Origin of the sequence: Citrobacter sp. RHBSTW-00570, assembly GCF_013739755.1 — a bacterium.
Classification (GTDB): domain Bacteria; phylum Pseudomonadota; class Gammaproteobacteria; order Enterobacterales; family Enterobacteriaceae; genus Citrobacter; species Citrobacter braakii.
The window spans coordinates 3,413,685-3,427,300 of record NZ_CP056399.1; the positions used below are offsets into that span (position 1 = coordinate 3,413,685).

Genomic DNA, 13,616 nt, shown 5'->3' on the forward strand with positions numbered 1-13,616 from the left:
TCAGGTATATCAGTGCCACCAGTGCGCGATTTGCCAACCTAATCGCGCCGCAACGCGCGCCGCTCTGCCATCATCGTCAAAGCGTGGATTAAATTCAACCATATCCACCGCCTGCAGTTTACCGCTACGACACAGGGGTTCAATCAGATTCAGCAGCGTCGCCAACGGTACGCCCAGCGCAGCGGGTGCCGACACGCCGGGCATTTCCCACACCGGCAGCACGTCGAGATCGATAGTCAGATAGATAACATCCAGGTTGGCGACAAACTGCGCTAACTGCGCCTGCGCCGTTGCACAGAACAGATCCTCCACCACGGTCACACCGAGCCGTTGCGCCTCATCCCATAGCGCCTGGGTGTTTGCCGCCCGACTGACGCCGATACAGGCATAGTGAAATTCACGCTGCTGTTCATCGCAAAGCTGCGCCAGTTGGCGAAACGGTGTACCGGAAGTAGCCTGATCGGCATGGCGCAAATCGAGGTGCGCATCGAAGTTGACGATCCCCACTTTCGCCTGCGGGAACGCATCCAACACGCCTGCGCCGTGCGCAAATGCGGTTTCGTGTCCTCCCCCCAGAACAAAGGTACGTATATTCTCCTGCTGACAGCGCTGCACCGCATTGCGTAGCGCCTGCTGCGCGCCCTCAAGGTCGGGGGCCTGGGCCACAATATTTCCCAGATCTACCAGCCGATGATGCCCATCGTGGCTGGCTAAATTCGCCAGCGCCTTGCGCAGCACATCGGGCGCTCCGGCGGCTCCCGTCCGGCCCTGATTACGTTTCACGCCTTCGTCGCAGGCAAACCCGAGCAGCGCTATCTGCTCGCGATACATTTCTGGGCTAAATGTCGGGCTCAGCGTGATAGTCTGAAACAGGCGCAGCGCATTCGGCGATTCGGCGCGATCATCACGTCCCTGCCACAGCGCAGGTGAAACAGGTTGCCAGTGAGTCATACTATTTGTCCTTTGAATACGCGTTGGTAGAGCGGGTTGCGCCCCGGTTCATACAGGATCTCGACCGGGAGAGTGGCATCCCACACCACAAAATCGGCCACAAACCCGGCCTTCAATTGACCATGAGTGGTATGACGTCCCAGCGCCCGGGCCGCATGACGGGTGACGCCCGCCCATGCTTCTTCCGGCGTTAAGCCAAACTGAACGCAGGCCATATTCATCGCCCAGTGCAGGCTGATAAACGGGCTGGTACCTGGGTTAAAATCTGTCGCCACCGCCATCGGTACCTGATACTGACGCAGCAATGCCACCGGCGGACGCTGTTGCTCTTTAAGGAAATAGAATGCGCCGGGCAGCAGTACGCCGACCGTACCGCTTTGGCTCATCGCCGCTACGCCCGCTTCATCGAGATATTCAATATGATCGGCGGATAACCCGTGGTAGCGGCTTACCAGCTGTGCGCCACCCAGCAATGACAGCTGTTCAACATGGCCTTTAATCGGGATGCCCAACGCCTGCGCGGCCTGAAACACCCGCTCGCTCTGTGCCAACGAAAAACCCACGCTTTCACAAAACAGATCGACGGTCTCAAACAGCCCTTGTTCCCACAGCTGCGGCAAAATGGTCTCGCACACCAGCGTAATATAGCCGTCAGGATCATCCCGGTATTCTGCTGGAGTCGCATGGGCAGCCAACAGCGTGGGGCTTATTTCAATGATATTCTCCGCCGCCAGCGCCGCTGCCACACGCAATATTTTCTCTTCTGTCTGCAAATCCAGGCCGTAACCGGATTTTATTTCCAGCAAGGTAACGCCTTCTTTGATCAGCTGTTCCATACGCTGATGCGCTAGATGTAAGAGTTGCTCATCACTGGCGCTGCGGGTTGCTGATACGGTGGCATTGATACCCCCGCCCTGGGCGCTTATCTGCTGGTAGGAGACACCGTTTAGCCGCTGCTCCCATTCACCTGCACGGTTTCCACCAAAGACCAGATGCGTATGACAGTCAATCAGGCCTGGTGTAATTAGCCTGCCCTGCATATCAAAGGTATTGTCATGTGTGAGATAGAGCGATGACTCCGGGACGATATCGCGAATCTTCCCCTGGCGGACGATCAGCGCATGACCCTCCACCAGCCCATACGGGGTGTTACGTTCGGGATCCATGGTCGCCAGACGAACATTGCGCCAGATAACATCATCAGCGAAGAATTGCTGCATTCGACTCACCACTTGTCATAGGTTGTATAGACATTTATTTTTGATTATACGGATGTTGTCAACCTGAAGGACCGTAATTGTTATGTATTTGTGATATACGGACTCTCCGCGCCGGGCATTACGGCGATAAAAACAACTTTTTACCTTTTAACCTTCCCGTTTCGCTCAACTTAGTATAAAAAAGCAGGCTTCAATGGATAACTTTCAAAGCCCGGAGCAACCTGTGAACATATCATCAGTTTCCCGTCTGGCGCTGGCAATGGCTTTTGGCGTGACGCTGACCGCCTGTAGCTCTACGCCGCCCGATCAAATTCCTTCCGATCAGACCGCGCCAGGTACCTCTTCGCGCCCGATCTTGTCGGCCAATGAAGCGAATAACTTCGTTGCTGCGCACTATTTTTCCGCGCTGACGCCAAACACCGCGCCGTGGAGCCCTTCTGCTATTTCTCTGCCTGCACAGCCTGACTTCGTGGTTGGCCCGGCTGGGACTCAGGGCGTCACCCATACCAGCATTCAGGCTGCGGTTGATGCGGCAATCATCAAGCGTACTAACAAACGTCAGTACATCGCGATTATGCCGGGCGAGTATCAGGGCACGGTATATATCCCGGCAGCAACGGGAAGTCTGACGCTGTACGGCATGGGCGAAAAACCGCTGGATGTAAAAATTGGCCAGGCTATTGATGGTGACATGAGCACCGCAGACTGGCGTCGTACGGTGAACCCGGGCGGTAAATACATGCCGGGTAAACCGGCGTGGTATATGTTTGATAATTGCCAGAACAAGCGCGGCACAAATATTGGCGTGATGTGTTCTGCCGTCGTCTGGTCGCAAAATAACGGTCTTCAATTGCAGAACCTGACCATCGAAAACAATCTGGGTGACAGCGTTGATGCGGGTAATCACCCGGCCGTTGCGCTACGTACCGATGGCGATAAAGTGCAGATCAATAAGGTCAACATCCTCGGTCGCCAGAATACGTTTTTCGTGACTAACAGCGGCGTACAAAACCGTCTGGAAAACGATCGTCAACCGCGTACTTTGGTAACCAACAGCTACATTGAAGGGGATGTGGATATTGTTTCCGGTCGCGGCGCCGTGGTGTTCGATAACACCGATTTCCGCGTTGTGAACTCCCGTACGCAGCAGGAAGCCTATGTGTTTGCACCAGCGACGCTGTCAAACATCTACTACGGCTTCCTCGCCACAAATAGCCGCTTCACGGCGAGTGGTGATGGCGTGGCACAGTTGGGCCGCTCGCTGGATGTCGATTCGAACACTAACGGTCAGGTCGTTATCCGCGACAGCGTGATCAACGAAGGCTTTAACATGGCAAAACCATGGGCTGACAGCGTTATCTCGAAGCGTCCTTTTGCCGGTAATACCGGTGCACAAGATGACAAAGGTGAAATCCAGCGCAACCTGAACGACACCAACTTTAACCGCATGTGGGAATACAACAACCGCGGTATCGGTAGCAAAGTGGTTGCCGAACCGAAGCAGTAATCACAGCCATCAAACCGCTGGCGGGAACACTCCCGCCAGCCCCCTTCACCGCTTTCAACGTCTTTTCTTCACACAGGTCATATTTTCACCAATGCAGGTTTGAAATCGATCTATTTATAGCCAAAATAATTCGAGTTGTATGAAGGCAAGCCCAGGCGCTTACGTAAGTAAGTTACAGTAACGTTTAATTGGACAAATATTGTTTTGCCGCTAAACTCACTTTTTAACCTAAAATAGATAAAAAGCCAAGCCATATTAATTTTAATGTATGAGCATTGTCAATATATATCACTTTCCGGAAAAGGAAAATTACCGTAAATTTTTCTAAAAATAAATCAAAAAACCCGTCACGATATTTCCAATATATAATATATATATTGTGAAATTTTATTCAAAAACAACTCATCTGACCAGTAACCTTTATTCCTAATTATCCCATCACAGCTTTTGGCTTCTGGTGATTTACGAAAAATGCCGCATATAATATTTCGGCACAGTGAGTGCAGGGTTAATTTTTTACAGCAACTAATATCTAAGGATTTATGGATATGAAAAACATGATTCATTCATGGAAAAGGAAATCAGCGCAGTATCGTGAGCTGAAAAAGCAGAAAGGCGTGACGCTGCTTGAAATTATCATTGTACTGGGCATTATCGGTATTATTGCCGCCGGTGTGGTTATTCTGGCACAGCGTGCGTTTACATCTCAGGATATTTCAGACCTGACCGATAATACGAACTCTGTCCGTGTTGCGATGACAGAGGCGTATAAAGACTCCGCTGAATATCCGGCTCGCGCTGATTCAAATTCAGAAACAAAAGCTGGGATCGAGACATCACCTGGAACATCCGCAATCGTTGGTCTGGTCAAGATGGGTAAAATCGGTCCTAGCGAAGCGTTCAATGGATTCTCTAACGATGCTTTTGAAATTGGACCTGCAAAACTTTCCGCTACTGCCGCGAAGAATAAAGCTTTCTTTATGGTAATCAACGGACTGGAGAAGGAAGATTGCCGTAACATTGTGTCACAGATTGGTTCTCAATGGGATTATGTGGCGACCACTACAGCGGCTGCAGGTGCAATGTCTGGTAATGCTGCAGCAATTGATATCAGTGTTGAAGCGAACCCTGCTACTGGTATTTTGAAAACAACGACTGATGATAAGTTAACGCCTGCCAATATCGTCTTAACTGGTGTCTGTGACACTGATCCAACTGGTCCAACTAACGCTATCGTTTTAGGTAGCCGTTAATAAATACTGGCAATATTTTTTTAATTTGTTGTACTTATTCTGCCCTCTTTATTAGAGGGCAGTCCTTCTAAATGGACTTTATAAATGATAAGTAAGCACAGCACGAATGCTCACGGCCGTCAGGCAGGCGTCACCCTTCTTGAAATGATTGTTGTGCTTGCCATTATCGGCATGTGCCTGATGACTTATGCCAATTATAAACGAAAAGAAGCCCAGCAAAGTCACCAACTGATTGTCGCTGATATGATCGCCCGTGATATTTCCGGCGTGATGCGCTTTGTGGCACAAGACAAACTGGCTACCACGAATAGCGCACAACAAGCCAACCCACTATACGGAAAAAATACTCACGTCAATATCGCGAATTATGATAACCGCGTCACTAACAGGACATTACAGGATTCACCCGACAGGGATGATAATAATTTTTATTCCGGTTGGTCTGCTGCTGTGTCAACACAAACCGATGTATCGCCCACCCGGGGTTCTCGCTATCTGTTTCTGGGTAGCGAATGTAGAAATGGCAATATTGAGAAAGGGAAGCTGCCCTTCAAGCTGACGGAGTCTATGCTGCCGTGTGAACTGCGCCCTGGCGCCGAATCGCTGGAGCTAGTGCTGGAACGCGTGGACTTCGTCAACAACAGTCGCACCAGCGGGTTGGGTATTGAACGTGTCGACTTCTATCTCGTCTACCAGAACGAGGTCGAGAACGAAGGCCTCCATTTTGCCGGATTTATTAAGCCGCTGGAAAAAGCGCTGAAAAGCGTCGATCTCGGTTATCTGCAGGCGGTGGTGTTTGAAGTCAACAATAGCGGTAATTTTAACCTGGTAACAACGGCCGCAGACCAACCGCTGCAGATGGGGGACGTTCCCAATAATCTGGACAGGCTCGATGCGAATAAACGTTACGGCATTCGCTTAAGCTTAGACAAAAACAGTGAAGATATTGCTGCCGATGGTTCTGTTCCGGCTGCCAAGCTGTGCTGGAACGATGCCAAAGGCGAAGCCGGACCGTGTATTACGGCGATTGATGAAGACCGCCTACTGATTACCAGCAGCGATGCAACGGACAAAGATAAAAACGAACCGGCGATGTGCTGGAGCAGAGAGCAAAACAAGAGCACGCTGTGCCTGGCGGCAATGAACAGCAACGGCGTCAATCCAGATGGCAGGCTTAATCCAGACGGCACGCCGTATAATCCAGACGATCGCATTCTGCATCTGCGTACCAGCGCGGATAAAACAGACGGTAGCGAAGTGGATCCTGCTTCGCCGAGCTCGCTCAAAGGCACCACCGGCACGCTGTACGCCAATATCGTGATGGAAAATACCTCGCGCAGGCATCCGGAAAAATGGTATGTGGCTTACAATGAAACTGATGCTGACAGGCTTAAAAACGGTATCCAGGATGATGATGACACCATTAGATTCCCTAATCAATTTGCAGATGCTTTCCATGGTCAGTATGAGCTGGTGACGCCCACCACCACCTTTTATCAATCATTTAAAAACAATTATCCGCAGGGTAAAAAACCGGATGTTGCTGATGCTGACTATATAAACTGGAATAGTGAGGATAATTACAAAAATCTCTTCACTGAACCGGGCGTGATTCGTTTACCGTTGCAAACGTGTCCTAAAGTAACCGGTATCGATAAAAGCCGTAAAACCAAGCTGCGTAGCCTCTATCCCCGCCTGTCGGTCGCCATATCATCTGTCGCGGCAGATGAGGATGAAGGGGCAAACAAAACCGGTGGCTATTTCGACTATACCCAGCAGGGGGCAACCCGGACGAATAGCTACAAGAGTAAGAACGATCCGAAACCTGTGGGCGCGGTAGCAGCCGTGGCGATCCAGGCCAACATCGTGGTGAACAAAGATATTGTCTCTGCCAACGTCCCGGATAAAGTGAACATAAGCGGAATCTTTGAGGACTGGATCGCGGAGAAATGGTTTAAAGGCACAGGTAATAATCTGGACGAGCCCTTCTGGTTAATCAGCGCCGCGTCGGCAACGATTACCCCTGATGGCAAAAAAAATGTGAATAAAATAAACCCACAGTCTCTCTCAGTGGTAATTAACCAGTGGTGCAGCACAATCCCGCAGGGGGGAATGATTTCATCCGAAGGTCACGCCTGGACTGAGGCGGAGCCGAATAAGTATGTGCTCCATTCTCTTGTTGCGGAAGATAACGATCTTAAGTTTTATAAAGAAAACGGTAATGAACTTGATATTCCGGACCATGAAAGAATCACCTATTAATCATTGGAAGAGTAAGATGAAAAAAACATGGATAATTGGGGCTGCCGTGTCCGCATTATTAGGCAGCCAGGGAAGTTTTGCCGCCAGCGCACCAGCCGGGCAAAAAATTGACGCAGGGATGTTAACCACCACGCCAGTGAAAGAAAGTACAACCACACCGCGAAATCCCTTTTCCGGGGATGATACGGTGAAAAACGTCACGCCTGTCAGTGCGCCAGTAGTGGAAATAAAAATTGATTTACTGGAAGAAGAGTTATTAAGCCAGCAGCTCACAAAATGGGCGCAGCAAAATGGCTATAAGCTGCTCTGGAACAGCTCAACTGATTTTGTTATTTACAAGGCAATTCATTTGCAGGGTAAATCAACACAGGATGTACTGGTTAAACTTGGACAAGTATTTACGTCAGAAAACTACGGGCTGGTGATTAAAGACTACCAGGCGAATAACGTACTGATCATTGATGAGCAGTAATTACGCAAGGGAATAATGCTATGAAAATTAAAGTTTCGCTTCTGGCGTTGACGCTGGCTCTTCAGGGTTGTACGTCTATTGATACCAAGTACGATAAAAGTATTGTCCAGCAGGAAACCGGCAACCCGACCACTCCGGATGAAATGAAAACGACCGGTTATATGAAATATAACGAGCCTTATCTGGGCAAAAAGGTTGAATATAACTCCCGTAAACAGGCGCTGCTGCGTAAGCAGGTGAGTATTCAGTCTTACGAGCCTACCGATCTGGCGACAATCCTTGAGGCGGTAACCGCGCAAACCGGTATTAGCTACCGTATTAATACTTCCGTTCCCGGTGGAAAATCGGATGCGGGGGAACCGGAGTTCCGCAGCGTTAAGTTCAACGGAACGTTTGAGGAATTTACCCGCTATATTTCCGCGCTGTATGACGTGAATCCGCTGCTGGATAACAACGGCATACTGGTCGTCTCTTATTTCCAGAACTATGTGCTGAAGCTCGATTTTTACGGCGAAGACAACAAGTTTGAGACCAGTCTCGACCTGTCCGGTAATGAAGCCACTTCCGGCGGCGGTCTGAAAGGCAAAGCCGAAACCAAGTTTGAATCCAGCTTCTGGGACGACGTTGAGGATATGGCTGAAAAATTTGTCTCCAGCGGCGTTTACAGTATTTTCAAAGACGCCTCGATTCTGACGATCACCGCGCGTCCTTCGGAGTATCACGCGCTGAATGAGTCGCTGAAGAAATTCCAGGCGGATAATACCCGTCAGTTTGTCGTGACTTACAAAATATTTACCCTTGATAAGCGCAAAACGAAAGAGCTGGGCGGTGGGGTCAATATGACCTTCAACGACGGGACCTCCTCTTTTGGTATCGACAGTTCAGAAATGCTGATGAAGCTCTCCGGAGGCTTAACCGCAGGCTGGACCAATCAGCATATGAATATCAGCTCTCAACTGGATGCCCTGTACGAACTCACCGGCAGTAAGGTGATCCAGAGCGGTTCGTTTATTACCCGTAATAACATCCCTATTCCGCTCAACATGACCACGTCGCAATATTATGTTTCAAGTCGCACTAGGGAAGAAGACTCCAATTCAGGAGACGTCAGTACGGAGGTGGAAACCACGGAACTGGTCACCGGCACCAGCTTTATTCTTACCCCGCGTATCTTAACCGACGGGCGAATTGAAGTGGCCAGCGGCTTTACCAAGCGCTACCTCAACTCAATCGATACCTTTGATGAAGTTCAGTTGCCGTCGGTAAGCACGACGGAAATGTTTAACATTTCCACAATTACGCCGGGTAGCCTGCTGCTGGTCAGCAAATACGAAGCGAAAGAGGATGCTGACGGTCAGGGATGGTCGGTGCTGGCAGGCTCGGTCACCAACAACGATCATGTCGAAACGGTGGTTATGGTAGTCGGTATTGATAATTACCGTGCCCCAACGCAGACCCGATGAGGGCATCATGCTTAAGCACTTATCAGAAAATCGGGTATTAATTGATCTGGTCTGGAGCTACGAGCCCACCTCTCACGAACCTTATTATCTTGACTGGCTGGCACATATACGGCGAACCCATCGCCAGTTAACGATCTTGTCGGATGAAGGGGAAATGGTTACGGGTTTCTGTACTAAACACTCCACCTTATATGAGCCTTTCGCCCTGTGGATGAAAGCCCTGTACGGTGACGGTATTTATTACTATGAGCAGGCGGAAAGCTACTATTTCCTGATTATCTCGCGCGGTGCTCCCGTTTCGGGCAGCGATCGTCTGGTCTCCAGACGCTTCTGGATGAAGCTGAAAGAGCAGCTGAAAGAATCGCCACAGTATGCGGAGCTACCGTTAATTCAGTTAACGGAACAGCACTTTGAGGCGGTGATTGAAGGCTGTACTGAACATCAGCGGCGGCAGAAAAAACGGCGACAGATGATGATCGGCGCTCTGTTAGCAGGCGGCATCGTATTTTTACTGGTGTTTATGACACTGCTGAAATTATTTATAAAAGGATGAGAACGTGGCGGTCTCTGAAAATATCTATTTCTGGAAACGTCGTAATATTATAGGGGGCGGTTCTACCGGGCGAGGAGGTAATATTATCGTCTGGGTCGTTACGCTACTGATTTTATTAGCTGGCGGCGGCGGGGCGGGCTATTACTATTTTATCTGGAAACCGGAGCAGGAACGATTGGCCAGAGTCCAGGCTGAACAGGCTGCCCGCCAGCAAAAAATCAAAGCTATCGAAGATTTTTATCGCAACTCGCTTACGGGCGGCAGCATTTCTGATGCCAGCCTGCTGCTGGAGCAGCTCTTGCTGGCGAATAAAAAACTGTCGCAGGTAGGCTTTGCGCCAAAAAGTATTGAATGTACCAGTACGGGCTGTTCACTCAGCTATGCGCTGAATCCAGGGCGGATATTTAGCGTGGCCGATATTAATCTCTGGGGCAAAACCTGGTCGCCCAGTTTTTCAAAAAACACGCTGGACTATACGGGCGTTGAGTCCGGGATGAATAAACACCCATGGCTCAGCGCGTGGCAGAGTAAAAATACGGTTAATCTGCCGGTCTGTACCGATGTATTAAGTTATATCAGCACCTGGAACTCATTAGGCGGACGAAATACTGAACTGGTATTAACGGGGATGCCCTCCTCTGCCGTCGAGAAAAATGAAAGCGAGCTGAAAAGTGCGGTAACGTCATTCGGCATGCTGTTCGCCGGTTGGACGATCACCTCACCGACCCAAATGGATATCTCGGGCGTGTCGCTGGTGTTGAATAAGCAACCCTTTGCCGACGCGTTTATTATCAAATCAATCGTATTCAATGAAAAATCAACGCTTGTTACCGGAGGACTGGCATGCAAAAAGGGAAATTAATTATTGCGGGAATAGTGTTGACGCTTTCACCTGCTCTTTACGCCGCAGATACGGCAGAAATCATCCCTGCGCAGGAGGTTGTACAAGCGGAAGGCACGCCGCCGTTAAGCGACGTATCGCCGATGCAGGATCACGTTGTTGAGATGATAGAAAAAGATTTCAACTTCGAGAGCCAGTACCGTGAGCTGGTGAATCAGCTTGCGCTGGAAAAAGTCCGCAGCGAGCTGCGTAAGCTACGCGGTGAGAAAAAGGCGGATAGCGTAGCGGTTATGCCGGTGAGCACCGCCAGCACAATGGATGATATTAGCGCTTCCCCAGGAGCAACGTCAGAATCTGCGCCTGGGCTGCGGCCGCTGCTGATTTCCGAAATCGCGGGTCAAAAACGCGTGGCGATTGCCGGCGCCGACGGCGGCGTGAAGATGGTGCCGCTGAATCAGCGTTTTAGCTACGGCGGTTATGACTATATTGCGCGTCATAACCAGGCAAATGACGTGACGGTCGAGGTTGTGGGTAAGTGATCGATTATATCCAGTTTAACGAGGAGAACATTCATTCTCAGGAGTGGCAATTCCAGGAGTATGACGGCGATATTCTGGTTGCTGAACATGCGGATGAAGCCTGGTTACTGGTATCCACGCCTTTGATTGATAATCTGGCGCCAATGCAGGCGGTGTGCCACCGCCTGCAGGTTTCCCATAATATTCAGGTTAAGGGAATAGCGCAGGTTACTGAGAAAAATTATTACCTGATCGTTGAACAGCTGCTGTCGGCAGGAAGTAAGCTGCTTGAGCAGGAAAGCAGTAACACACAGCTTGCGCTGGAAGAGATGCTGAAAAAGGCCGTGGCGTTGAAGGCCAGCGACCTGCATATCACGCGTAATGATATGGTGGCGAATATTGAGCTGCGCATTAACGGCGTGCTTTGTCCGTTTATACAGATGAAGGCGTCACGCTGCGATGAGCTGGTGTTCGTGCTCTACAACGTTGAGGCAAGCACCCGCGACACCACCTGGAACCGCAATATTGCGCAAAACGCCAATATCCTCTATTCGCTGGCGGGGAAAAGCTACCGCTTCCGCTATGCGCACTATCCGATATTTGGCGAGACCAGCGATTGCTATCACGCGGTATTGCGTATTATTCCATCGGGTCTGGACAGAGCCAGCGTCGCGAGCCTGGATAAGCTTGGCGTTTCCGATGAGGAAATTAGCGACCTCAAAAGGATCCTGAGCAACCCCTACGGGGCTTATATTATTGCCGGAACAACCGGTTCGGGAAAATCCACTACCCTGAAAAATCTGATGGAGTGGATGCAGATCAACCGCTATGACAATCGCGGCTGTTTTCTGACCGTAGAAGATCCGGTCGAATATCAGATCTATGGCGCGACGCAAAGTTCGGTATTAAGCGGCGAATCCGGAGGATTCCATTCGGCGATCAAATCCTCGCTGCGTCGCGACCCGGACGTACTGATGGTAGGGGAAATTCGCGACAATATCTCTTCTAACGCGCTGGCCGGGGCGGTGGAAAGTGGTCACTACTGCTTTACCACCGTGCACGCAGGTAACATCGTTTCGTTATTGCAACGCTTATCCGCGCTCGGTATTACCAGCGATAAGCTTTCAACGCCGGGCTTTATTGCGGGCTTACAGTGCCAGAAGCTAATACCAGTACTGTGCCCGCAGTGTAAAACGTCGTTACGGACCACCGCCATTAAGGGACGCGAATTCCAGCTTTATGAAAAAAACGCTGAAGGCTGTCCGGCCTGCAAACACACCGGTATTGGCGGACGCCAGTTGGTGATGGAGTATTTGCTGCCAGTGTATGACGAGCTGGAGGCCATTGCTGAACAGAAGTGGCTTAAAGTTTATACCGTCTGGCGCGCGAAGCGATTAAAACAGACCGGCCTGAGCGAAGGATTCGAAATTAAAGAAAAAACGATGGCGGCGGTACTTCAGGGACGCGTGTGCGCGACCTGGTTTCAAATGGAATTTGGGCAAGTCGTTCAGGAAGAGCTGGAGGTAATAGTTGAAAAAATTCGGTAAGAAACAGCGTATTTATCTTTATCAGTTTTGCGCAGACATGATTAACGCTGAACTTCCGCTGTATGACGCGTTGCAAAAATTACGCGCGGAAGGGGAAAAACTGCTCGGCAAAGGATTTGCTAAACGTCTGGAAGAGCTAACTGCGAAAATGGCGAAAACCACCTCCATTGCGATGGTTTTCGAGGGGCTGGTCCCTGAATCTGAACTGAGCGTGATTAACGCGGCGGAGCGCAGCGGCAGCCTGGCCGACGGCTTTATCACCCTGGTAAACGTGATTAATTATAACGACGAGCTGCGCAAGAAAATCGTCGGCGCCATCACCTTCCCGCTCATTATGCTGGTCCTGTCGCTGGTGGTAATAGGCGGTTATGCCTATAAGGTGTTCCCGGCTTTTGAAGGCGTTGTACCGGTTGAAAAATGGCCTGGCGTCACCAGCGCGCTCTATATTTTTGGGATGGCGCTGTGTAATGGGCTGTGGATATATATCCTCATTGGTTTTATTGCGCTGGTTACCGTGATAAAAACGGCAATGGGCAAAATGACCGGGAATATTCGTAATCAGTTTTTTGACCGAATTATGCCGTTCTCAACGTATAAGCAGTTGACCGCCTCTATTTTTCTCAACAACCTGGCGCTGATGTTAAAAAACGGCATTCCGCTCAATGATGCACTCAGCATTATTAACCTGAACTCCAGCCGCTGGCTGCGCTGGCACCTGGCCGGGATGCAGAAGAAAATGGCGGCAGGCGTCAGCTATGGGGAGGCGCTCAATTCGGGTTTACTGAACACGGAAACGCTGCTCAATATCAGCCTTTACGCCGCGCTACCTTCGTTTAATGAGGTGCTGCTGGCGGTATCAAATAAATCACGTGAACACATTCGGGAATATATCACTAAACTTTCCGGGTTATTAAAAGCGCTCTCCACGCTGATATTAGGCGGTTGCGTTATTTGGGTTTTTGCCGCGTTGTTTTCGCTCAGCGACAAGCTGGCGGCGATGGGTGCCAGCGGTTCTTTTTAGGAAAATTA

12 protein-coding genes are annotated in these 13,616 nt (G+C 50.1%); 10 read left to right on the forward strand and 2 right to left on the reverse strand.

Annotated features, from left to right (window positions below):
- Positions 1–9 precede the first annotated feature (9 nt).
- Together hutG and hutI are read right to left on the reverse strand one after the other, a co-directional pair.
- Positions 10–951, reverse strand: coding sequence for a formimidoylglutamase (gene hutG / locus HV237_RS16310; RefSeq protein WP_047359451.1), 942 nt, complete (start codon positions 949–951; stop codon positions 10–12).
- On the reverse strand, positions 948–2,171 hold the full coding sequence (gene hutI / locus HV237_RS16315) for an imidazolonepropionase (protein ID WP_047359452.1): 1,224 nt from the start codon (positions 2,169–2,171) through the stop codon (positions 948–950). Before hutI ends, hutG begins: the two co-directional genes overlap by 4 nt.
- 223 nt (positions 2,172–2,394) lie before the next feature.
- On the opposite strand from hutI, the gene HV237_RS16320 reads away from it, so the two are divergent.
- The 10 genes from HV237_RS16320 to HV237_RS16365 all read left to right on the forward strand — a co-directional run bounded on the left by HV237_RS16320 (position 2,395) and on the right by HV237_RS16365 (position 13,608).
- On the forward strand, positions 2,395–3,678 hold the full coding sequence (locus HV237_RS16320; RefSeq protein ID WP_046274669.1) for a putative acyl-CoA thioester hydrolase: 1,284 nt from the start codon (positions 2,395–2,397) through the stop codon (positions 3,676–3,678).
- Between the two features lie 548 nt (positions 3,679–4,226).
- Positions 4,227–4,931, forward strand: a complete 705-nt coding sequence (locus tag HV237_RS16325) for a type IV pilus major pilin (RefSeq protein WP_046274623.1) — start codon at positions 4,227–4,229, stop codon at positions 4,929–4,931.
- A gap of 84 nt (positions 4,932–5,015) precedes the next feature.
- Entirely contained in the window at positions 5,016–7,193 is a 2,178-nt protein-coding gene (locus HV237_RS16330; protein ID WP_047359453.1) for a type II secretion system protein, read from the forward strand.
- 16 nt (positions 7,194–7,209) lie between these two features.
- Positions 7,210–7,665 carry a TcpQ domain-containing protein gene (locus HV237_RS16335; RefSeq protein ID WP_047359454.1) on the forward strand — a complete coding sequence of 152 codons (456 nt, stop codon included), beginning with the start codon at positions 7,210–7,212 and terminating at the stop codon, positions 7,663–7,665.
- 20 nt (positions 7,666–7,685) lie between these two features.
- Positions 7,686–9,128, forward strand: a complete 1,443-nt coding sequence (locus HV237_RS16340; protein ID WP_181541572.1) for a type II and III secretion system protein — start codon at positions 7,686–7,688, stop codon at positions 9,126–9,128.
- 7 nt (positions 9,129–9,135) lie between these two features.
- On the forward strand, positions 9,136–9,681 hold the full coding sequence (locus tag HV237_RS16345) for a hypothetical protein (RefSeq protein WP_047359456.1): 546 nt from the start codon (positions 9,136–9,138) through the stop codon (positions 9,679–9,681).
- Between the two features lie 4 nt (positions 9,682–9,685).
- Positions 9,686–10,543, forward strand: a complete 858-nt coding sequence (locus tag HV237_RS16350; protein WP_047359457.1) for a hypothetical protein — start codon at positions 9,686–9,688, stop codon at positions 10,541–10,543.
- Positions 10,525–11,061, forward strand: a complete 537-nt coding sequence (locus tag HV237_RS16355) for a hypothetical protein (RefSeq protein ID WP_016156032.1) — start codon at positions 10,525–10,527, stop codon at positions 11,059–11,061. The genes HV237_RS16350 and HV237_RS16355 overlap by 19 nt, the downstream gene beginning before the upstream one ends.
- Before the next feature lie 143 nt (positions 11,062–11,204).
- Positions 11,205–12,587 (forward strand): ATPase, T2SS/T4P/T4SS family, encoded by a 1,383-nt coding sequence (locus HV237_RS16360; protein WP_131341739.1) that lies wholly within the window; start codon positions 11,205–11,207, stop codon positions 12,585–12,587.
- Entirely contained in the window at positions 12,571–13,608 is a 1,038-nt protein-coding gene (locus HV237_RS16365; protein WP_047359459.1) for a type II secretion system F family protein, read from the forward strand. The genes HV237_RS16360 and HV237_RS16365 overlap by 17 nt, the downstream gene beginning before the upstream one ends.
- The last annotated feature ends 8 nt before the right edge of the window (positions 13,609–13,616 follow it).